15 protein-coding genes are annotated in these 23,107 nt (G+C 52.9%); 8 read left to right on the top strand and 7 right to left on the bottom strand.

The window, feature by feature from the left end; all coding sequences use genetic code 11:
- Nucleotides 1-38: 38 nt before the first annotated feature.
- The 3 genes from cydC to trxB form a co-directional block, all read right to left on the bottom strand.
- Entirely contained in the window at nucleotides 39-1,760 is a 1,722-nt protein-coding gene (gene cydC / locus CWM66_RS04160; protein WP_107146264.1) for a cysteine/glutathione ABC transporter ATP-binding protein/permease CydC, read from the bottom strand.
- A complete protein-coding gene (gene cydD / locus CWM66_RS04155; RefSeq protein WP_035885863.1) occupies nucleotides 1,761-3,527 on the bottom strand; it encodes a cysteine/glutathione ABC transporter permease/ATP-binding protein CydD in 1,767 nt (588 codons plus the stop codon).
- 115 nt (nucleotides 3,528-3,642) lie between these two features.
- On the bottom strand, nucleotides 3,643-4,608 hold the full coding sequence (gene trxB / locus CWM66_RS04150; protein ID WP_007374127.1) for a thioredoxin-disulfide reductase: 966 nt from the start codon (nucleotides 4,606-4,608) through the stop codon (nucleotides 3,643-3,645).
- Between the two features lie 523 nt (nucleotides 4,609-5,131).
- Between trxB and lrp the strand changes: the two genes are divergently transcribed.
- From lrp to CWM66_RS04115, 6 genes are all read left to right on the top strand, one after another.
- Nucleotides 5,132-5,626, top strand: a complete 495-nt coding sequence (gene lrp, locus CWM66_RS04140; RefSeq protein ID WP_000228469.1) for a leucine-responsive transcriptional regulator Lrp — start codon at nucleotides 5,132-5,134, stop codon at nucleotides 5,624-5,626.
- Nucleotides 5,627-5,746: 120 nt separating this feature from the next.
- Nucleotides 5,747-9,532 (top strand): DNA translocase FtsK, encoded by a 3,786-nt coding sequence (gene ftsK, locus CWM66_RS04135; RefSeq protein WP_107146263.1) that lies wholly within the window; start codon nucleotides 5,747-5,749, stop codon nucleotides 9,530-9,532.
- 119 nt (nucleotides 9,533-9,651) lie between these two features.
- Nucleotides 9,652-10,263 (top strand): outer membrane lipoprotein chaperone LolA, encoded by a 612-nt coding sequence (lolA, locus tag CWM66_RS04130; RefSeq protein WP_007374129.1) that lies wholly within the window; start codon nucleotides 9,652-9,654, stop codon nucleotides 10,261-10,263.
- A gap of 9 nt (nucleotides 10,264-10,272) precedes the next feature.
- Nucleotides 10,273-11,616 (top strand): replication-associated recombination protein RarA, encoded by a 1,344-nt coding sequence (rarA, locus tag CWM66_RS04125; RefSeq protein ID WP_007374130.1) that lies wholly within the window; start codon nucleotides 10,273-10,275, stop codon nucleotides 11,614-11,616.
- Between the two features lie 96 nt (nucleotides 11,617-11,712).
- Nucleotides 11,713-13,005: a serine--tRNA ligase gene (serS, locus tag CWM66_RS04120; RefSeq protein ID WP_007374131.1), complete on the top strand. Its 1,293-nt coding sequence runs from the start codon at nucleotides 11,713-11,715 to the stop codon at nucleotides 13,003-13,005.
- A gap of 362 nt (nucleotides 13,006-13,367) precedes the next feature.
- Nucleotides 13,368-14,516 carry an MFS transporter gene (locus CWM66_RS04115; RefSeq protein WP_007374132.1) on the top strand — a complete coding sequence of 383 codons (1,149 nt, stop codon included), beginning with the start codon at nucleotides 13,368-13,370 and terminating at the stop codon, nucleotides 14,514-14,516.
- Nucleotides 14,517-14,591: 75 nt separating this feature from the next.
- On the opposite strand, the gene pflA is transcribed toward CWM66_RS04115, so the two are convergent.
- The 4 genes from pflA to ycaO form a co-directional block, all read right to left on the bottom strand.
- Nucleotides 14,592-15,332, bottom strand: coding sequence for a pyruvate formate lyase 1-activating protein (pflA, locus tag CWM66_RS04110; protein ID WP_007374133.1), 741 nt, complete (start codon nucleotides 15,330-15,332; stop codon nucleotides 14,592-14,594).
- A gap of 318 nt (nucleotides 15,333-15,650) precedes the next feature.
- Nucleotides 15,651-17,933, bottom strand: a complete 2,283-nt coding sequence (gene pflB / locus CWM66_RS04100) for a formate C-acetyltransferase (RefSeq protein WP_007374134.1) — start codon at nucleotides 17,931-17,933, stop codon at nucleotides 15,651-15,653.
- A 51-nt stretch (nucleotides 17,934-17,984) separates the two neighbouring features.
- Nucleotides 17,985-18,842, bottom strand: a complete 858-nt coding sequence (gene focA, locus CWM66_RS04095; protein ID WP_035885860.1) for a formate transporter FocA — start codon at nucleotides 18,840-18,842, stop codon at nucleotides 17,985-17,987.
- Nucleotides 18,843-19,247: 405 nt separating this feature from the next.
- Entirely contained in the window at nucleotides 19,248-21,008 is a 1,761-nt protein-coding gene (gene ycaO, locus CWM66_RS04090) for a 30S ribosomal protein S12 methylthiotransferase accessory factor YcaO (protein WP_107146462.1), read from the bottom strand.
- A 138-nt stretch (nucleotides 21,009-21,146) separates the two neighbouring features.
- Here ycaO and CWM66_RS04085 point away from each other — a divergent pair, with 138 nt between their 5' ends.
- Nucleotides 21,147-21,839, top strand: a complete 693-nt coding sequence (locus CWM66_RS04085; RefSeq protein WP_071920560.1) for a DUF421 domain-containing protein — start codon at nucleotides 21,147-21,149, stop codon at nucleotides 21,837-21,839.
- A 162-nt stretch (nucleotides 21,840-22,001) separates the two neighbouring features.
- Nucleotides 22,002-23,090 (top strand): 3-phosphoserine/phosphohydroxythreonine transaminase, encoded by a 1,089-nt coding sequence (serC, locus tag CWM66_RS04080; RefSeq protein WP_035885859.1) that lies wholly within the window; start codon nucleotides 22,002-22,004, stop codon nucleotides 23,088-23,090.
- The last annotated feature ends 17 nt before the right edge of the window (nucleotides 23,091-23,107 follow it).

Raw genomic sequence — 23,107 nt, 5'->3', positions numbered from 1 at the left:
TCGCGCTGCGGCAGAAGCGGCAAAATGACGAATATCAACTACAGACGCTGCTTAAACTGGTAATACCGACCCTGTTTCGCCATTAACGCTGCGTGATTACCTTGCTCAATTATTTGTCCGTTGTCCATCACAATTATGCGATCAAAAAACGCCAGCCCGCGCAGACGATGCGTGACCATTAACAGCGTTTTGTCTTTCATCACTTCACGAAGTAATTCAAGCACCTGGCTTTCTGTTTCAGCGTCCAGCCCTTCGGTTGGTTCATCCAGTAAGACCAGCGGAGCGTCATGCAACAGCGCGCGGGCAATTGCCAGGCGGCGCAATTCACCGCCGGAAAGCTGGCGACCACCTTCACCTAACCACGCGTTCAAACCGCCATCATCGAGCAGTTTTTCCAGCCCGACGCGCGTCAGCATCGCGCTTAACATTTCATCGCTGGCCTGCGGCGCCGCAAGCAACAAGTTATCTCGCAGCGTAGCGCTAAACAGATGTACGCGCTGTGGAACCATGCTAATGAGTGAACGCAGCGTTGCTTCGGCAATCTCGCTCAGCGGCCGATCGTTCAGCCGAATTTCGCCCTGCTGAGGATCCCAGGCGCGCGTAAGCAGTTGTAGCAGCGTTGATTTGCCGCAGCCGGTACGGCCCAGAATGGCGACATGTTCACCCGCGGCTATCGACAATGCGATATTCTCCAGCGCACGCTGCGGCTGCCCGGGATAGCTAAAAGCCAGATCCTTAAATTGCACCGCAACATGCTCTGATACAGGCATACTGGATTGTGGGAAAGTCACATCTGGCGGGCAGTCGGTGATTTGCGTAATGCGGGTGGCGGAAGCGATCACCTGGCCAAGGTGCTGGAAAGCGCCAGTAACCGGCGCCAGCGCTTCAAACGCCGCCAGCGCACAGAAGACGAACAGCGCGATTAATGCGCCTGGCTGCGTATTGCCGCCAACATCGCCGGAAGCAAACCATAGCATGACGATGACCGCTACGCCGCTAATCAGCAACATCAGCGCCTGCGAAACGGCACTCAGGTCAGACTGACGGCGCTGGGCGTCGTGCCAGTTTAACTCTGTATTCTCCAGTTGTTCACGGTAGCGCTGGCTGGCACCAAAAATGGTCAGCTCCGCCTGGCCCTGTAACCAACTGGTTAATTGCTGACGATACTGGCCGCGCAGAGCTGTCAGGTTCTCGCCGGTTGGTTTTCCCACCCGGTAAAAGAGTGGCGGCAATATAAGCAGCGTTGCCAGCATGATACCGCCGAGCATCAGCGCCAGAGAGACATCCAGAACGCTTAAACCGACCATCACCACAATGATGACCACCAGTGCGCCGACCAGCGGAGAGATGACGCGCAAATAAAGATGGTCGAGTGTATCGACATCGGCTACCACCCGGTTCAGCAATTCCCCCTGGCGAAAACGCGCCAGCCCGGCAGGGGAGAGGGGTAACAGTTTGCTGAAAGTGGCGACGCGCAAATGTTCCAGTACGCGGAAAGTGGCCTCATGGCTGACCAGACGCTCAAAATAACGTCCGGCGGTACGGGTAATAGCCGCGCCACGAACCCCGGCCGCAGGCAGCATATAGTTAAAACTGTAAAGCCCGGCAACGCCAACGACCGCAGAGGCCGACAGGAACCACCCGGAGAGCGTTAACAGCCCGATACTGGCCAGTAGAGTGATAATCGCGAGGATCACGCCCAGCAGCAACATCCATTTGTGGCGTTTATACAGCGCGAGATAAGGTAACAAAGCACGCATTTAAATCTCCTCCTGGCGATGGGCGAGAAGGTCGGCAAACGTTCCCTGCGCCGTTGAAAGTTCCGCATAGCTGCCTTGCTCAATGATCTTGCCATCCTGCATCACCCAAATGGCATCCCATTCGTTCAGATTTTCCAGTTGGTGAGTAACCATCAACGTGGTTTGCTGGTGGGAAGATTCAGTCAACGCCTGCATAACCCGTTGCTCACTATGGGCATCCAGGCTGGCGGAAGGCTCATCCAGCAACAGTAATTTGCACGGTGAAAGTAGCGCACGGGCTACGGCGACACGCTGCGCCTGACCAACAGAGAGGCGTACGGCCTGGTCACCAGGCTGCGTTTCCAGCCCTTCCGGCAACAGAGGTAAAAATTCGCTGACCCAGGCTTTATCCAGTGCCGTTTGCAGTTCAGCAGCGCTGGCATTTGGCCGCGCCAGCAGGACGTTTTCCCGTAACGTGGTTGCCGGAAGCTGTGGGTTTTGCCCCACCCAGCTTATCGCTTCGCGCCAGCTATCCGGCTCAAGCGCGCTTAGCTCAATCCCATTTACGCGCAGTGAGCCCTCATAGGGCAAGAAACCAGAGAGAACATTAATCAGTGAGCTCTTACCGGAACCGCTTTTACCTACCACTACCACACGTTTTCCGGCGGCAAGAGTGAAGTTGAGCGGCCCGGCGAGTTCTGCGCCTTCGGCAGACTTTATTATCAAATTGCTTGCGGTGAGTGTGACAGGCTCATCGCTTGCTAACCGGGTTTCACCGCGTTGTGGCTGAGCCAGCGGTGCTTCCATAAACGTTTTTAGGCTGTCGGCAGCGCCGATAGCCTGCGCCTTGGCATGATAGAAGGTACCCAGATCGCGTAGCGGCTGGAAAAACTCCGGTGCCAGCACCAGAGCAAGGAAACCGGCGAACAGCGTAACGCCGGTGCCATAATGACCAAAATTCAGCTCGCCGAGATAAGAGAAGCCGAAGTAGACCGCGACCAGCGCAATCGATAGCGAAGCGAAAAACTCCAGCACGCCGGAAGATAAGAAGGCCAGACGCAATACTTCCATAGTCCGGCTACGGAAATCCTGAGATGCGCGACGGATACTCTCGGTTTCCGCTTCACCGCGACCAAAGATACGCAGCGTTTCCATACCTCGCAGGCGATCAAGAAAATGACCGCTCAAACGCGCCAGCGCTTTAAAGTTACGGCGGTTAGCATCGGCGGCCCCCATTCCAACCATCGCCATAAACAGCGGGATAAGGGGAGCTGTACCGAGCAAAATAAGCGCGGCGGCCCAATTGACGGGGAATAAAGTGAGAACTATTAACAGCGGCACGCTGGCCGCAAGGGCCATCTGCGGTAAATAGCGGGCATAGAAATCGTGCATATCGTCAATTTGTTCAAGTATCAGCGTTGCCCAGCTCCCGGTGGGTTTACCCTGAATCCAGGCCGGACCCGCCTGGTGCAGGCGATCCAGCACTTGTCGACGGATTTCAAAACGAATGTGCGCCCCGGCATGAAATCCCACCCGTTCACGCAGCCAGACAACCCAACTACGCAGGATGAAGATCAGCACCAGTAAAGTGAAGGGTAGCAGCAACGCCTCACGCGGAATATTTTCCATAATCATATGATTAAGGATGCGCGCCAGTATCCAGGCCTGCGCCACAATCAGTGCGCCGCTGACCACGCCGAGAAGGCGGGAAAGCATTAACCAGCGGCGGGAAATAATGCTTTGCTGTTTCAACCAGCGAGTGAGTTCTTGTTGACGGGTTTTATTCATTGCGCGCTTAGCAGGTGAAGTTATCGGAATTTTTAGCTTGCGCAATGTTACATCGGGGCAAAAATAAAGGCGACTTATAGTCGCCTTTTTTACCTTTGTTACTGACTTGTAAAGATTATTTACTTTCAGCCAGCCCATCGAGATAGCGTTCCGCATCCAGAGCCGCCATACAGCCCGTGCCCGCAGAAGTGATCGCCTGACGGTAGATATGATCCATAACATCACCAGCGGCAAAGACGCCCGGAACGCTGGTTTGCGTGGCGTTACCGTGAATACCGGACTGCACCTTGATGTAGCCATTTTCCAGCGCCAGTTGACCTTCGAAGATGCTGGTATTTGGGCTGTGGCCGATAGCCACAAACAGCCCCGCAACGTCCAGTGACTCCACGTTGTCTGCATTTTGCGTATCACGCAGACGCAGACCCGTGACGCCCATCTGATCGCCGGTGACTTCTTCCAGAGTGCGATGAGTATGCAGCACAATATTACCGCTCTCTACTTTATCCATCAGACGCTTAATGAGGATTTTTTCCGCACGGAAAGTATCGCGACGATGGATCAGATGCACTTCAGAGGCGATGTTGGCCAGATATAGCGCTTCTTCAACGGCAGTATTGCCGCCGCCAATCACCGCCACTTTCTGATTGCGGTAAAAGAAACCGTCGCAGGTTGCGCAGGCGGAAACGCCGCGACCTTTAAACGCTTCTTCCGAAGCCAGCCCCAGGTAACGCGCAGACGCGCCAGTCGCGATGATAAGCGCATCGCAAGTATATTCGCCGCTATCGCCAGTCAGGCGGAAAGGACGGTTTTGCAAATCAACGCTGTGGATGTGATCAAAAATGATTTCAGTATCAAATTTGGTGGCATGCTCATGCATGCGTTCCATCAGCAGCGGCCCGGTCAGATCGTGCGGGTCGCCCGGCCAGTTTTCCACTTCAGTGGTGGTGGTGAGCTGGCCGCCTTTTTCCATCCCGGTAATCAGCACTGGCTGCAGGTTTGCGCGTGCAGCATAGACCGCAGCGGTATAACCGGCAGGGCCTGAACCAAGGATGAGCAGCTTACTGTGTTTGGCCGTACCCATGAGATCCTCGTTGTTGTTTGGCAGACATTGAGCTGAATTGTAGGGAATTTAGCGTCGTAAAAAAAGGGCGCGCCAGTTTTGTTAACGATATGTGTAATAGAAATGACCGATGACGTGGGGGGATTTAGGCCAGAAATATAATAATTTCTACTGAAAATCGGCCTGTTATAAGGTGATAAAGTGAGGATTAGAGAGTGGTGTTGATGAATATCTGGCATGTTGTACTAAAAAAAGATGTTTTGCTTTGACAATCCCCTGCGCATTTGCGAAAACATCAAAGGAAGAAAAAAGCAGTGTTTCGCGCGTGATGCAAACTTACGCACGTAAATGCCATTTTTTACCGGGCTAGTGAAATCTACGCATGGCGTGGACAGACGCCATTCGTGATATCGATAGCTGCCTTTGGCAACGGTCTTCTTAATATTGCCTCCGCAATGCCGTAACGCGACGGGCAAAGACTCTGAACAGTGAAGTGCACAGGGTCAAGACAGGAGTAGGGAAGGAATACAGAGAGACAATAATAATGGTAGATAGCAAGAAGCGCCCAGGCAAAGATCTCGACCGCATTGATCGTAATATTCTGAACGAACTGCAAAAAGATGGGCGTATTTCCAACGTCGAGCTTTCTAAACGAGTGGGACTTTCCCCGACGCCGTGCCTTGAGCGTGTGCGCAGGCTGGAAAGACAAGGATTTATTCAGGGCTATACCGCGCTGCTAAATCCGCATTATCTGGATGCATCACTTCTGGTATTTGTTGAGATTACTCTGAATCGTGGCGCGCCCGATGTGTTTGAACAATTCAACGCCGCTGTGCAAAAACTTGAAGAAATTCAAGAGTGTCATCTGGTTTCAGGCGACTTCGACTACCTGTTGAAGACGCGTGTACCGGATATGTCGGCCTACCGCAAACTGTTAGGGGAAACCCTGCTGCGTCTGCCGGGCGTGAACGACACCCGCACATATGTGGTGATGGAAGAAGTTAAACAGAGCAATCGTCTGGTAATTAAGACGCGCTAATACGGAACAGGTGCACAATCGCTGTTTTTTGATTACACTCCTGTTAATCCATACAGCAACAGTGCCGGGGAGACCCGGCGCTGTTGTCCGTTTTAGCATCAAGGACCTGGAGAGCCTGTCTTGAGCCAGGAATACACCGAAGACAAAGAAGTCACACTGACCAAGCTTAGCAGCGGGCGCCGACTCCTGGAGGCGTTGCTGATCCTCGTTTCACTTTCTGCCGTCTGGTTGATGGCAGCGCTCTTAAGTTTTAACCCGTCTGATCCTAGCTGGTCGCAAACGGCCTGGCATGAACCTATCCATAATCTGGGTGGTGTGCCCGGCGCATGGCTTGCCGATACGCTGTTTTTTATTTTTGGCGTTATGGCCTACACCATTCCGGTGATCATCATTGGCGGCTGCTGGTTTGCTTATCGTCACCGCGCCAGTGAAGATTACATCGATTACTTTGCCGTATCGCTGCGCATGATTGGTGCGCTGGCATTGATCCTGACCTCCTGCGGTCTGGCCGCGATTAATGCCGATGATATCTGGTATTTCGCCTCCGGCGGGGTGATTGGCAGTCTGCTAAGTACTACGCTGCAACCTCTGTTGCGCAGCAGCGGTGGTACGCTTGCGCTGCTCTGCATTTGGGCCGCCGGGTTGACCCTATTTACCGGCTGGTCGTGGGTCACCATCGCCGAGAAAATCGGCAGTGTCATCCTTAATATTCTGACCTTCGCCAGTAATCGTACCCGCCGCGATGACACCTGGGTTGATGATGACGAGTACGAAGACGATGAAGAGTACGAAGAGGAAAAACCGCGAGAGTCGCGCCGTGCTCGTATTCTTCGTGGCGCGCTGGCACGCCGTAAGCGCGTGGCTGAAAAATTTGTCAACCCGATGGGGCGTAAAACCGACGAAGCGCTGTTCTCCGGTAAGCGGATGGACGATGAAGAAGATGAGATCGCATACAGCGCTCGCGGTATGCCGGCAGATGCTGATGACGTCCTGTTCTCCGGGCATCGCGCTACGGAAGCTGAGCAGGAGTACGATCCACTGCTGAACGGACACAGCGTCACTGAACCGGTAGTGGCAGCCGCAGCAGCGACAACCGCCACTGTGCAGGCCTATGCGGCACCTGCTGAACCTTACGTCCCCGCAATGCAGCAAGATGTTGAATGGCCGTATGCGCAGGCACCAGCAACTCAGGTACCACCGCAAGCGCCTTATCAGCCAGAGCAGTATGTCGAAGCTGCTCAGGAGGTCCCGTATCATTCTCCTCAACATGCACTCCCCGAGTGGCAGCAACCTGCCGCAGAAGCTGTATGGATGCCGGATGCACCGGTAGCGCCACTGCCGCCGGAAGAAGAGGTTTATGCTCAGCAGCTGCAGGAAACGTTGCCATGGCAAAGCGAACCACAAATCGCACCGGCTCCGGAACCGATAATCACGCCTGAACCTGAACCGGTCGTTGAAGAAGTAAAACAGACTCGTCCGCCGCTTTACTACTTTGAAGAAGTGGAAGAGAAGCGTGCGCGTGAGCGTGAACAACTTGCCGCCTGGTATCAGCCAATCCCGGAGCCTGTTGTTGATGAACCCGCAGCAAAACCTGCTGTTTTCTCTGCGCCATCGGTTGCCGCGGTTGATCCATCCGTTGCTCCTGTCGCGGCTGGTGTACAACAAGCTACGGGCCATGTCAGCGCCGCAGCGGCAACTGCAGCGCCTGTCTTTAGCCTGGCTGCTGGTGGCGCGCCGCGTCCGCAGGTTAAAGAGGGGATTGGTCCGCAGTTGCCCCGCCCGAACCGTGTTCGTGTTCCGACGCGCCGCGAGCTGGCGTCTTACGGTATCAAATTGCCTTCCCAGCGCATAGCCGAAGAGCGCGCCCGCGAGGAAGAAGTGCGTCAGCATGATGACGATGAAGCCGATATGCTGCAGCAGAACGAACTGGCACGCCAGTTTGCCGCAACACAGCAAGATCGCTATGGAAATCAATTCCAGCACGATGCGCCACAGTTTCATCCGCAGCATCCGGTAATGAGCGAGGAAGAAACGGAAGAAGCTGAGCTGGCCCGCCAGTTCGCAGCCTCTCAGCAACAGCGTTATTCGGGAGAGCAGTCAGCAGGCGCTCCGGCCTTTATGCCTGAGGATTTTGCGTTTTCACCAATGAAAACGCTGGTTGATGATCGTCCGCACGAACCGCTGTTTACGCCAGGCGTGATGCCAGAGCCGGAGCCGCCAGTACAGCAGCCGCAGCATTATCAACAACCGACGTCGCCGCACCAGCAGCCAGCACAGCCGCACTATCAGCCGCAGGTTCAACAGACGGTTCAGCAGTCCACTATGCCGCCACAGTATCAGGCTGCGCCACAGCAGCAAGAGAGCCTGATCCATCCTCTGCTGATGCGTAATGGCGACAGCCGACCGGTGCAGAAACCGACGACGCCGTTACCGTCACTGGATCTGCTGACGCAGCCGCCAGCGGAAGTCGAACCGGTTGATACCTTTGCGCTTGAGCAAATGGCGCGACTGGTCGAAGCGCGTCTGGCCGATTTCCGCATCAAAGCCGATGTGGTGAATTATTCGCCGGGGCCGGTAATTACCCGCTTTGAGCTGAATCTGGCACCGGGGGTGAAAGCCGCACGTATTTCCAACCTGTCCCGCGATCTGGCGCGTTCGCTTTCCACCGTTGCCGTGCGCGTGGTGGAAGTGATTCCCGGTAAGCCTTATGTTGGCCTGGAATTACCGAACAAGAAACGTCAGACCGTCTATCTGCGTGAAGTGCTGGACTGCGTGAAATTCAGGGAAAGCCCGTCGCCGCTGACCGTGGTGCTGGGTAAAGATATCGCTGGCGATCCGGTGATTGCCGATCTGGCGAAAATGCCGCACCTGCTGGTTGCCGGTACAACTGGCTCTGGTAAGTCGGTGGGCGTGAACGCCATGATCCTCAGCATGTTGTATAAAGCGACGCCGGAAGAGGTGCGCTTTATTATGATCGACCCGAAAATGCTCGAACTTTCGGTGTATGAAGGTATTCCGCATCTGCTGACCGAAGTGGTTACCGATATGAAAGACGCTGCCAATGCGTTGCGCTGGAGCGTCAACGAGATGGAGCGTCGCTATAAGTTAATGTCGGCGCTCGGCGTACGTAATCTGGCAGGCTACAACGAGAAAATTGCTGAAGCTGCCCGTATGGGGCGTCCGATCCCGGATCCGTACTGGAAACCGGGCGACAGTATGGATGCTCAGCATCCGGTGCTGGAAAAACTGCCGTATATCGTGGTGATGGTGGACGAATTTGCTGACCTGATGATGACCGTCGGCAAGAAAGTGGAAGAGCTGATTGCGCGCCTGGCGCAGAAAGCGCGTGCCGCAGGTATTCACCTGGTCCTGGCGACCCAGCGTCCGTCGGTTGACGTTATCACCGGTCTGATTAAAGCGAACATCCCGACGCGTATCGCCTTTACCGTATCGAGTAAGATTGATTCGCGTACCATCCTCGATCAGGGCGGTGCGGAATCTCTGCTTGGGATGGGCGATATGCTTTACTCCGGTCCAAACTCTACCTCCGCGCCGGTGCGTGTCCACGGGGCGTTCGTCCGTGACCAGGAAGTGCATGCTGTGGTGCAGGACTGGAAAGCGCGTGGTCGCCCGCAATATGTCGATGGCATTACGTCTGACAGCGAAAGTGAAGGTGGTGCAGGCGGAGGTTTTGACGGTGCGGAAGAGCTGGATCCGTTATTTGATCAGGCCGTTAACTTCGTGACCGAAAAACGCAAGGCATCTATTTCCGGCGTTCAGCGCCAGTTCCGCATTGGCTATAACCGTGCGGCGCGTATTATCGAGCAGATGGAAGCTCAGGGAATTGTCAGCGAACAGGGGCACAATGGTAACCGTGAGGTACTGGCGCCGCCGCCATTCGAGTGATTGCAATGCTGGGTAAATAAGTAAAAATTCAGTCTTTTCTTCTGTCTCTCTTTGTATTCGGTGCTTAGAGTGACAGAAGTATTCTCCCACGTCGGGAGTGACGTATTTGAGGAATAACGATGAAAAAAATCGCCGTGGCGTATGCGTTAATGGGCAGTTTGCTGGCCAGCAACGTATGGGCGGATGCTTCCAGCGACCTGAAAAGCCGTCTCGATAAAGTCAGCAGTTTCCATGCCAGTTTCACTCAAAAAGTGACGGATGGCAGCGGAGCTGCGGTACAGGAAGGTCAAGGGGATTTGTGGGTTAAGCGTCCGAATCTGTTCAACTGGCATATGACTCAGCCGGACGAAAGCGTGCTGGTTTCTGACGGGAAAACCCTGTGGTTCTACAACCCGTTTGTTGAACAGGCTACTGCGACCTGGCTGAAAGATGCCACCGGCAATACACCGTTTATGCTGATTGCCCGTAATCAGGCCAGTGACTGGCAGCAGTACAATATAGAGCAAAAGGGCGATGACTTTGTTCTGACCCCGAAAGGTAACAACGGTAATCTGAAGCAATTCACTATCAATGTTGGTCGCGATGGCACCATTCATCAGTTCAGTGCAATTGAACAGGACGATCAGCGCAGTAGCTATCAACTGAAATCACAGCAAAATGGCGCGGTCGATCCCGCTAAATTCACCTTTACCCCGCCGCAGGGCGTAACGGTTGACGATCAGCGTAAGTAAGAGGCGCGGATGAGCAATATGTCGCTCGATTTCTCCGACAATGCGTTTCAACCTCTGGCCGCCCGTATGCGGCCAGAAAATTTAGCGCAGTACATAGGTCAGCAGCACCTTCTGGCGGCGGGCAAACCTTTGCCGCGCGCCATTGAGGCAGGGCATCTGCACTCGATGATCCTCTGGGGACCGCCGGGTACGGGGAAAACGACGCTGGCGGAAGTGATTGCCCGTTATGCGAACGCGGATGTTGAGCGCATTTCTGCGGTGACCTCTGGCGTGAAAGAGATCCGTGAAGCCATCGAGCGCGCGCGGCAGAATCGCAATGCCGGGCGGCGTACCATTCTGTTTGTTGACGAAGTCCACCGTTTTAATAAAAGCCAGCAGGACGCATTTTTACCGCATATTGAAGACGGCACTATCACTTTTATCGGCGCAACAACCGAAAACCCCTCTTTTGAACTCAACTCAGCGTTGCTCTCTCGCGCGCGTGTTTATCTGTTGAAGTCTCTCACGACGGAAGATATTGAGCAGGTTTTGACGCAGGCGATGGAAGATAAAGCCCGTGGTTATGGCGGACAGGATATCGTTCTGCCGGATGAAACCCGACGGGCGATTGCTGAACTTGTTGGCGGCGATGCTCGACGGGCGCTTAACACGCTGGAAATGATGGCCGACATGGCAGAGCTGGATGATGCCGGCAAACGCGTATTGAAACCGACCTTGTTGACCGAGATTGCTGGCGAACGCAGCGCGCGCTTTGATAACAAAGGCGACCGTTTTTACGATTTAATTTCCGCATTGCATAAATCGGTACGCGGCAGTGCGCCGGATGCGGCACTTTACTGGTATGCGCGCATTATCACTGCCGGAGGCGATCCGTTGTACGTGGCGCGTCGCTGTCTGGCGATTGCTTCGGAAGATGTCGGCAATGCCGATCCGCGCGCCATGCAGGTGGCCATTTCCGCCTGGGATTGTTTTACACGCGTTGGCCCGGCGGAGGGGGAGCGTGCAATCGCACAGGCAATTGTCTACCTGGCCTGCGCGCCGAAGAGTAACGCGGTGTATACGGCGTTTAAAGCGGCACTTGCAGACGCACGCGATCGTCCGGATTTCGATGTGCCTGTGCACCTGCGTAATGCACCAACAAAATTGATGAAAGAGATGGGGTACGGCCAGGAGTATCGTTATGCGCACGACGAACCCAATGCCTACGCGGCTGGCGAGGAGTATTTTCCGCAGGAATTAGCACAAACGCGCTATTATCACCCCACCAACAGAGGTCTTGAGGGCAAGATTGGCGAAAAGCTCGCCTGGCTAGCCGAACAGGATCATAAAAGCCCTATAAAACGCTATCGCTAGTGCGGGCGTTGCGGTAAGGTTACCGCTGTACATTATATCGATCGCAGGCAGCGATCGACTTCTTCTTTTTTACAATACAACAAGCACAGGAAAAGCATGCTCGATCCCAATCTGCTGCGTACCGAGCCAGACGCAGTCGCTGAAAAACTGGCACGCCGGGGCTTTAAGCTGGATGTAGATAAATTACGCGCGCTCGAAGAGCGTCGTAAAGTTTTGCAGGTTAATACTGAGAACCTGCAAGCAGAGCGTAACTCACGATCGAAATCCATTGGCCAGGCGAAAGCACGCGGGGAAGACATCGAGCCATTACGCCTGGAAGTGAACAAGCTGGGTGAAGAACTTGACGCAGCGAAAGCCGAGCTGGAAACCCTGCTGGCTGAGATCCGCGAAATTGCGCTGACCATCCCGAACCTGCCTGACGATTGTGTCCCGACAGGGCGCGATGAGAACGATAACGTCGAAATCAGCCGCTGGGGTACACCGCGTCAATTTGATTTTGAAATCCGCGATCATGTTACGTTGGGTGAAATGCACAGCGGGCTGGATTTTGCGGCTGCTGTAAAACTGACCGGCTCCCGTTTCGTGGTGATGAAAGGGCAAATCGCCCGTATGCATCGCGCGCTGGCGCAGTTCATGCTGGATCTGCACACCGAGCAGCATGGCTACGCGGAAAACTACGTACCGTATCTGGTCAACCACGACACACTGTATGGTACCGGCCAGTTGCCGAAATTTGCTGGCGACCTGTTCCACACGCGTCCGCTGGAAGAAGAATCTGATAGCAGCAACTATGCGTTGATTCCGACGGCTGAAGTGCCGCTGACCAACCTGGTACGTGATGAGATCATCGACGAAGATGATCTGCCGATCAAAATGACCGCTCACACACCGTGCTTCCGTTCCGAAGCGGGGTCTTACGGTCGTGATACCCGTGGTTTGATTCGTATGCACCAGTTCGACAAAGTTGAAATGGTGCAGATTGTTCGTCCGGAAGAGTCAATGGACGCGCTGGAAGAGATGACTGGTCATGCTGAGAAAGTGTTGCAACTGCTCGGTCTGCCGTACCGCAAAATTCTGCTCTGTACTGGTGATATGGGTTTTGGCGCATGCAAAACCTATGATCTGGAAGTATGGGTTCCGGCGCAGAATACTTACCGTGAAATCTCTTCCTGCTCTAACGTATGGGATTTCCAGGCGCGTCGCATGCAGGCACGCTGCCGCAGCAAGTCCGATAAGAAAACCCGTCTGGTGCATACGCTGAACGGTTCTGGTCTGGCTGTTGGCCGTACGCTGGTTGCCGTGCTGGAAAACTACCAGCAAGCCGATGGTCGTATCGAAGTTCCTGAGGTACTGCGTCCGTATATGAACGGTCTTGAGTTCATCGGTTAATACTTCTTTAGTGTTCCTGAAAAGCGCCTGTTGGCGCTTTTTTTATGTCCCGTTGCTGAGTAATCCTCCATTAACCAGTTTTTCTATGATATATGCGGACCTGCTAATTACTCCCGGGCCGGCCGGGTGAAATGTGGTTTTCTACCATGAAATTTTTCTACTGATCTCTTTACTGCTTCTGTGGCTTAGTACAATAAAAACAATCAGATGAATATTACCTGAAGTATCTTGAATTGATGCGGGATAAGTTTTTCAAATCGACAAGGCGCAATTCATGTCAGCCCGCTAATTCTGTGGATTGACTTTGCTTTTGCCAATGGCATGATGCGCACGCAATCTGAACTTCCTCACGGTTTGAATCCATGTCCACCTATACCCGGCCGGTGCTGTTATTGCTCTGCGGCCTGATGCTGTTGACGCTGGCGATCGCGACGCTGAATACGCTCGTGCCGCTCTGGCTTGCCCACGAAAACTTACCCACCTGGCAGGTCGGTATGGTGGGTTCGTCTTATTTTACCGGTAATTTACTCGGCACTTTATTGACCGGGCGTCTTATCCGCCGCCTGGGTTTTAACCGCAGCTATTACATTGCCTCGCTGATTTTCGCTGCTGGCTGCGTTGGGCTGGGGCTGATGGTGGGCTTCTGGAGCTGGATGATTTGGCGTTTCATTGCCGGTGTGGGCTGCGCAATGATTTGGGTGGTGGTGGAAAGCGCATTAATGTGCAGTGGCACCTCCCGTAACCGTGGCCGCCTGCTGGCAGCTTACATGATGGTTTATTATGTAGGCACCGTGCTGGGTCAGGTGATTGTCAGCAAATTGCCGACGGATCTGATGAGCGTACTGCCTTTGATGACAGGGCTGGTGCTGGCGGCGATCCTGCCGCTGCTGTTTACCCGTATTGTTAATCAACAGAGCGAGGAGCAAGCCGCGACTTCAGTATGGCCGATGTTGCGCCTTCGCCAGGCGCGCCTGGGGGTAAATGGTTGCATTATCTCCGGGATTATTCTCGGCTCGTTGTATGGTCTGATGCCGCTCTATCTTTCACATCAGGGGATCAGTGATTCCGGCATCGGTTTCTGGATGGCGCTCATGGTGAGCTCAGGCATTATCGGACAGTGGCCCGTTGGCCGTCTGGCCGATCGTTTTGGCCGGTTGCTTGTACTGCGTGTGCAGGTCTTTGTTGTGATCATCGGCTGTATGGGAATGCTGAGTAATGCGGCGATGGCGCCGGCGCTGTTTGTGTTGGGAACGGCTGGTTTTACTCTTTACCCGGTGGCAATGGCGTGGGCGTGTGAGAAAGTGGAACACCATCAGTTGGTAGCCATGAATCAGGCTCTGCTGTTGAGCTACACCATTGGCAGCCTTCTGGGCCCGACGCTGACGGCGATGCTGATGCAAAGCTATTCAGACAGTCTGTTGTTTATCATGATTGCGGGCGTATCGTTTATCTATCTGGTGATGCTGATGCGTAAAGCAGGGCACCATCCTACTCCGGTTGCGCACGCCTGAGTGCATCGGCGGAGAAACAACCCGGCATAAAAAAGCCACAACGAGGTGTTGTGGCTTTTTTGCTTTTACTGCGGCTCAGTACATCACTTTATGGCCGTACTGCTCCAGAATGCCTTTGACACGTTCCATGGTCTCTTTTTTCGGTGGATGGACGCCATCAAGCTTGTACTCTTCGCCCATGGCGACCCATTTGTGTTTACCCAGCTCATGGTAAGGCAACAGTTCTATTTTCTCGACGTTGCCCATATCACGGGTAAATTCACCGAGGCGGTGCGCGGAGTCGTCATCGTCTGACCAGCCCGGAACGACCACGTAGCGGATCCAGACCTTAATATTTTTCTTCGCAAGGTACTGGGCAAACTCCAGCGTACGGTGGTTAGAAACGCCGACCAGATTCTGGTGAATCTCATCGTTCATCTGTTTCAAATCGAGCATGACCAGGTCGGTAACTTCCAGAAGTTCATCAATCACCGGATCGTAGCGGCGCACAAAGCCGTTGGTATCGAGGCAGGTATGAATCCCTTCTTTTTTACAAGCGCGGAACCAGTCGCGGACAAACTCCGCTTGCAGGATAGCCTCACCGCCGGACGCGGTTACGCCACCGCCGGATGCGTTCATAAAGTGACGATAAGTCACCACGTCGCTCATCAGATCTTCAACCGTGATCTCTTTACCACCGTGTGTATCCCAGGTATCGCGGTTATGACAATAGAGGCAGCGCATCAGGCAGCCCTGGAAGAAAGTAATGAAGCGGATGCCCGGGCCGTCGACCGTGCCACAGGATTCGAAAGAGTGGATGCGACCAATAACTGACATTGCGGTGTTTTCTCCAGATGCGGCCCATCCGGGCCTGTGTCTGCGCAATTTATTTCCTTTTGCGCTAAGTCTGTTTTGTCAGATATCCAGCAAGTATAGACGTCTGACAAAGCGGACTTGAGTATTAAAAAGGCCCCACTTACGTGGAGCCTTTATTGTACGCTTTTTACTTTGCGATTTCAGTCAATACCCTTCGTCTTTCAAGCTGTATCTTTGCTGGCTGTTTTCACTCACCCAACTCACTTGACTTCAGTAAGCTCATCGGGATTCGCTCTCTTACCGGCCTCAATGCAGCCCGAAAACTCTTGGGTAGCACCATTACATGGTTTGAGTGAAGGTACGAGTAATAACGTCCTGCTGCTGTTCTTTAGTCAGGGAGTTGAAGCGTACTGCGTAACCTGAAACACGGATGGTCAGCTGCGGATATTTTTCCGGGTTTTCCATCGCGTCGAGCAGCATTTCACGGTTCATCACGTTCACGTTCAGGTGCTGACCACCTTCGATGGACGCTTCGTGATGGAAGTAACCGTCCATCAGACCCGCGAGGTTGGTTTTACGCACTTCGTCGTCTTTACCCAGCGCATTCGGAACGATAGAGAAGGTGTAAGAAATACCATCTTTAGCGTAAGCGAACGGCAGTTTAGCAACGGAAGTCAGAGAGGCAACAGCACCTTTCTGGTCACGACCGTGCATCGGGTTAGCACCTGGTCCGAACGGAGCGCCAGCGCGACGGCCATCCGGGGTGTTACCGGTTTTCTTACCATACACAACGTTAGAGGTGATGGTCAGAACAGACTGAGTCGGGATAGCGTTGCGGTAAGTAGTCAGTTTCTGAATTTTCTTCATGAAACGTTCTACCAGGTCAACTGCCAGATCATCGACGCGAGCATCGTTGTTACCAAACTGCGGGTATTCGCCTTCGATTTCGAAGTCGATTGCCAGACCGTCTTCGTCACGAATCGGTTTAACTTTCGCATATTTGATAGCAGACAGGGAGTCAGCAGCAACGGACAGACCGGCGATACCGCATGCCATGGTGCGAATTACGTCACGATCGTGCAGCGCCATCAGAGAGGCTTCGTAGCTGTACTTGTCGTGCATGTAGTGGATAACGTTCAGTGCGGTGACATACTGTTTAGCCAGCCAGTCCATGAAGTGATCCATGCGTTCCATGACTTCGTCGAATTTCAACAAGTCGCCTTTGATAGGCTCAGATTTCGGACCAACCTGCATTTTCAGTTTTTCATCAACGCCGCCGTTGATTGCGTACAGCATGGTTTTCGCGAGGTTAGCGCGAGCACCGAAGAACTGCATTTGTTTACCCACAACCATCGGGCTTACGCAGCAAGCAATCGCATAGTCGTCGTTGTTGAAGTCAGGACGCATCAGGTCATCGTTCTCGTACTGCAGAGAAGAGGTGTCGATGGAGACTTTCGCAGCGAATTTTTTGAAGTTCAGCGGCAGTTTTTCAGACCACAGAACGGTGATGTTCGGTTCCGGAGACGGGCCCATGGTGTACAGGGTGTTCAGGAAACGGAAGCTGTTTTTGGTAACCAGAGTACGGCCATCAACGCCCATACCACCGATAGATTCAGTTGCCCAAATCGGGTCACCGGAGAACAGTTCATCATACTCAGGAGTACGCAGGAAGCGAACCATACGCAGTTTCATGACCAGGTGGTCAATCATTTCCTGAGCGTCTTTTTCAGTGATTTTGCCTGCTTTCAGGTCACGTTCGATGTAAGCATCCAGGAAGGTGGATACGCGACCGAAGGACATTGCAGCGCCGTTCTGAGATTTAACCGCAGCCAGGTAACCGAAGTAGGTCCACTGGATTGCTTCCTGAGCGTTAGTTGCCGGACCGGAGATATCGCAGCCGTATTTAGCCGCCATCTCTTTGATCTGACCCAGCGCGCGGTGCTGTTCAGCGATTTCTTCACGCAGACGGATAGTCGCTTCCAGATTTACGCCGTTTTCCAGATCGGATTGCAGAGACAGGAACTGAGCGTATTTGTCTTTCATCAGGAAGTCGATACCGTACAGCGCAACGCGACGGTAGTCACCGATGATACGACCACGGCCGTAAGCATCCGGCAGACCAGTCAGAACACCGGATTTACGGCAGTTCAGAATGTCTTTGGTGTAAACATCGAATACACCCTGGTTATGGGTTTTACGGTATTCGGTGAAGATTTTTTTCAGCATCGGGTCCAGTTCGCGATTGTACGCTTTGCAGGAACCTTCAACCATTTTGATGCCGCCAAACGGGATGATAGCGCGTTTCAGCGGAGCTTCAGTTTGCAGACCAACGATTTTCTCAAGCGCTTTGTTGATGTAGCCAGCGTCGTGAGAAGTAATGGTGGAAGCAACAGAGGTGTCAAAATCAACTGGCGCATGAGTGCGGTTTTCCAGTTTAACCCCTTCCATGACTTTGTCCCACAGGGCGGTGGTCGCGTCAGTAGCGCCAGCCAGGAAGGACTCGTCGCCTTCATATGGGGTGTAGTTTTTCTGGATAAAGTCACGTACGTTGACTTCTTTCTGCCAGTCACCTTTCGCAAAACCTTCCCAGGCTGTGGCTAATTTTTCATTAAGCTCGGACATGTAACACCTACCTTCTTAAGTGGATTTTTTATTTACTGCCTGAAACAACCATTAATGATGATCGTTGCCACGCAGGTAAATGACCCAGTATGTCAACCCGACTAATAACCCACCACCTATGATATTCCCGATTGTTACCGGAATAAGGTTATCGATGATGAAATTCGTAATAGTCAGATGAGAAAAACTTTCCGGGCTGGAACCAACTGCGGTCCAGAACTCCGGGCTAGCAAAGTTACGGATTACGATACCCATCGGAATCATAAACATGTTTGCGATACTGTGCTCAAAACCGCTGGCGACAAACATCGCTACCGGCAGCACCATAATCATCGCTTTATCCATCAGGCTGCGACCGGAATAACTCATCCACACGGCCATACAAACCATCAGGTTGGCCAGAATACCCAGTGCAACAGCTTCGATGAAAGTGTGATGCACTTTATGGTCTGCGGTCTGCAGGACGTTTAAGCCCCAGCCACCATTGGCGACCATATATTCGCCAGACAACCACATTAGCAGGACAAACAGCAGCGCACCTACCAGGTTACCGAAGTAGACGTTAATCCAGTTACGGGCCAGTTGCCCCCAAGTGATACGCCCACTGGCTTTCGCCACGACAATCAGCACAGTCGAGGTAAAAAGATCCGCACCGCAGATAATGCAGAGGATCAACCCCAGGGAGAAACAGATACCCCCAATCAGTTTAGCAATACCGTAGGGCATTGCCGCTGTGCCGGTGGTGGCGGTGATATAGAAAACAAAAGCAATAGAGATGAACACACCTGCGGTGATAGCCAGGTAGAAAGTCTTCAGCGGATGTTTAGTCGCTTTATAGACGCCAGCTTCTTCGGCAACTTTGGCCATTTCGGCTGGAAGGATAAGATCAAAAGGGTTGTCAGCTTTCACACTAACTCTCTCTTTATTAAGTCGGCGACGAGATACTAACAAAGCATTATAGAAGAGAATTTGATATGGATCATATCTCGCCTGGCTTATAGGACCGCAAAGAGCGTGGTTTTTCTACGAATGCGGAGTAACTTGTTGATTATATAAATAAAAATAAAGTTTAAAAGTTATAAAATGAGTTGAGTATTTTTATGAAGCCTCCGAAAAATCGTTAATTAAAATGGGGTAGTTGCCATTAGAAGTAACAATATTAGTTCGCAAGTAATAATACTATTTACCCATATTTAACTTAATTATTACAACTGACTGACATTGAAAAAATATAAATAAAAAGGGGCAATAAAATTGCCCCGTAATATAGCGTAGACCTGCTATGAAGCCTACATATTGTCGTGCTACTTGTCGTTATTTCGCCCAGAATGCCGTTTTGGCGCGTTGCAACTTTTCGTAAGCCGCTAACAGAGACTGATGTGCCGGGAACGCCTGCAGGGTACCGTCTGCCGGTTGCAGGTCATAGAACGGCGCTTCACCGCTCAACGCGGCGCTGGCTGCTTCAACTGCCTGCGCGCCGTACATGCGTACGAATGCATTCAGATATTGCAGCGGCTCGCGATCCTCTTCCTGCGCCAGCAGCAGTAGCGTTTGCAGGCAGCGGTAGTAGTTGGCGCGCTCCGCGCTGAAGATGGACGCGTTGAATTCCATGGTCCATTCGGTCCAGGCCAGCGCCTGATCCAGATCGCCGCCAGCCAGCGCCAGCATCGCTTTTAACTCGCCAACGCGCAGGGTGTACCAGCCATTGTCTTTACCGGTCGCCAGACCCAGCAACTCACGAACGCGGGTAAAATCATCGTGACCTTCATCGTCCAGTTGGGCGATAAGGTTGAGGTACTCCTCTTTCTCCCACTCGCTGCCTGGTAGTGACAGGATAGTTTCGCGCAGATGGCTGCCCATGGTGTTATTCGCCAGCCACAGATCTTCTGCCGGATAAATATCGGACATGCCCGGCACCAGAATACGGCAGGCGTACACGCCAAGGTGCTCGTAATCGGCGATATAGACCTCTTTATCTTCCGCATTGAAGATAGCCATCAGCGTGGCGAACTCTTCTTCGGTGGTCCCTGCGAAGCTCCAGTCAACGAACGGATAATCCGCATCTTGCTTAAACAGATCCCAGGAGATCAAACCGCTGGAATCGATAAAGTGAGTTTCGAGGTTAGCGTGTTCAGCCACTTCTTCGTCATCAAAGGTCGGCGGGATAAAGACATCGAGATCTTTCAGACCGCGCCCCTGCAACAGCTCGGTGACTGTACGTTCCAGCGCAACGCCAAAATCCGGGTGTGCTCCAAAGGAGGCGAAGCAGGTGCCATTCGCCGGATTAAACAGCACGACGCAGATCACCGGATATTTTCCGCCCAGCGAGCCATCATAGGCAAAAATCGGGAACCCTTCGGCTTCCAGTTTAGCAATGGCTTCCACCACACCAGGATAGCGGGTCAGCACTTCCTGTGGGATTTCCGGCAGGCTGATGCTCTCTGCGATGATACGGTTTTTGATATGGCGTTCGAACACTTCAGACAGACCCTGTACGCGGGCTTCATTGCGGGTGTTACCGGCAGACATGCCATTGGAAACATACAGGTTGCCGACGATATTCATCGGAATATAGACCGTCTGCTCATCAGACTGACGGGTAAACGGCAGGGCGCAGATACCGCGTTCATCATTACCGGATTGCAGATCGACCAGCATCCCGGCGGTCAGCTCGTTCTGTGGATCGTAGAACGCGCGCAGACGAGTATCGAGGATCCCCTCGGGTAGCGAGTCATCTTCCGGCAGCGGGAACCACTTTTCGTTCGGGTAGTGAACGAACGGGCCTTGCGCAATGGCATCACCCAGCCAGAAGTCAGCGAAGAAGTAGTTGGTAGAAAGACGCTCGAAGTACTCGCCCAGCGCAGAGGCAAGCGCAGCCTTTTTCGTTGCGCCTTTACCGTTGGTGAAGCACAACGCACACTCTTTATCGCGAATATGCACAGACCAGACGTTCGGCACCGGATTTAGCCATGAGGCCTCTTCAATGTGAAAACCGAGGTCGGTGAGCTTTTGCTGGAAGCGGGCGATGGAGTCTTCCAGTGCGGCGTCTTTGCCGGGAATAAATGTTTGAGTCATGGCGGTCACTTTTTTCGTACGTAAAGCGCGCAATGATACGGGTTTTGCGTGACTGGCGCCATCTTCCGCGTCTGCCCGGCGAAAATAAAGCAGCAGTCTATGCTTAGGGAGAGTACCCGACTGTTCACGGATGGAAAAATGAAAGCGTTCGACCTTCATCGCATGGCACTGGATAAAGTTCCCTTTGATTTTTTGTGGGAAGTGGCACTGCGCAGCCTTTATACCTTCGTTTTAGTCTTTTTATTCCTCAAGATCACCGGCCGACGTGGCGTACGGCAAATGTCGCTATTCGAAGTCCTCATTATCCTGACGCTGGGCTCGGCAGCGGGAGATGTGGCCTTTTATGACGACGTTCCAATGCTGCCCGTACTGGTGGTTTTTATTACGCTGGCGGTGCTTTATCGTCTGGTGATGTGGTTGATGTCGCACAGCGAAAAGCTGGAAGATCTGCTGGAAGGCAAACCGGTTGTTATTGTTGAGAACGGTGAGCTGGCATGGGAAAAATTGCATGAAGAGAACATGACTGAATTTGAGTTTTTCATGGAATTGCGCGTCAACGGTATAGAACATCTCGGGCAGATTCGGCTGGCGATCATGGAAACCAACGGGCAAATCAGCATCTATTACTTCCCCGACAACGAGGTTAAACCAGGGCTCTGTATTCTGCCGGAAGGATGCAGTGAACGATTTACCTCGGTGCCTGAATCGGGCGATTACGTTTGCGTACGTTGCAGTAAAATTGTCGCCTTACAGGCGGGCGAAAAGCGATCCTGCCCGCGCTGTGCAAATCCGGAATGGTCGAAGGCCAGCAGGGCCATTCGGGTGACATAACAGGTTTTTTATCGGGCCCGGCTCGACTGAGCAAAACATTCTGCTATGTGACTGAGCGCACATTTCCCCCTGCGCGGCTATTACCCATTGCGGCGCGTGACGCGCAATGATAAAACCGATGTCACAGGAATAACTTATTGCTTTTTAGCGTGGTGAGGGGAAATGACTCAGGTCTTCAATTTTAGTTCTGGCCCGGCAGTATTACCGGCGGATGTGCTCAAACAGGCGCAACAGGAATTGTGCGACTGGCAAGGTCTTGGCACTTCGGTGATGGAAATTAGCCATCGTAGTAAAGAGTTTATCCATGTGGCTGAAGAGGCGGAGAAGGACTTTCGCGATCTGCTGAACATCCCCTCCAACTATAAGGTTCTGTTCTGTCACGGCGGTGGTCGTGGTCAGTTTGCTGGCATTCCGCTCAATTTACTGGGTGATAAAACAACCGCTGATTATGTTGATGCCGGTTACTGGGCGGCAAGTGCAGTCAAAGAAGCGAAAAAATACTGCGTTCCACACGTTATTGACGCGAAAATCACTGTTGATGGCCTGCGTGCTGTTAAGCCGATGAGCGAATGGCAACTCAGCAATAACGCGGCTTATCTCCACTACTGCCCGAATGAAACGATTGACGGCATCGCGATCGATGAAACACCCGCATTCGCCAGTGATGTAGTGGTAACGGCTGATTTCTCTTCAACCATCCTGTCGCGCGAAATTGATGTCAGCCGTTTTGGTGTGATTTATGCGGGCGCACAGAAAAATATCGGTCCGGCAGGTTTAACGCTGGTGATAGTACGTGAAGATCTGCTGGGCAAAGCTCATGCGGCCTGTCCGTCTATCCTCGACTACAGCGTGCTGAATGAAAATGACTCTATGTTCAACACGCCGCCGACTTTTGCCTGGTATCTCTCAGGGCTGGTGTTTAAATGGCTGAAAAAACAGGGCGGTGTCGCCGCAATGGAGAAAGTCAACCAGCAAAAAAGCGAGCTGTTGTATGGCGTAATCGACCGCAGCGACTTTTATCGCAATGATGTGGCGAAGTCTAACCGTTCACGCATGAACATTCCGTTCCAGTTGGCGGACAGCGCGCTGGACAAACTTTTCCTTGAAGAGTCGTTCGCTGCGGGTCTGCACGCCCTGAAAGGCCACCGCGTCGTTGGCGGTATGCGTGCCTCAATTTATAACGCGATGCCGCTGGCTGGCGTACAGGCGCTGACCGACTTTATGGTTGACTTCGAACGTCGCCACGGTTAATTGCTGTAGTCTGCATT

Origin of the sequence: Kosakonia sp. H7A (assembly GCF_003028445.1) — a bacterium.
Classification (GTDB): Bacteria; Pseudomonadota; Gammaproteobacteria; order Enterobacterales; family Enterobacteriaceae; genus Kosakonia; species Kosakonia radicincitans.
The sequence above is the reverse complement of the archived record's forward strand: the minus strand, read 5'-3'. Positions and strand labels throughout refer to the sequence as shown.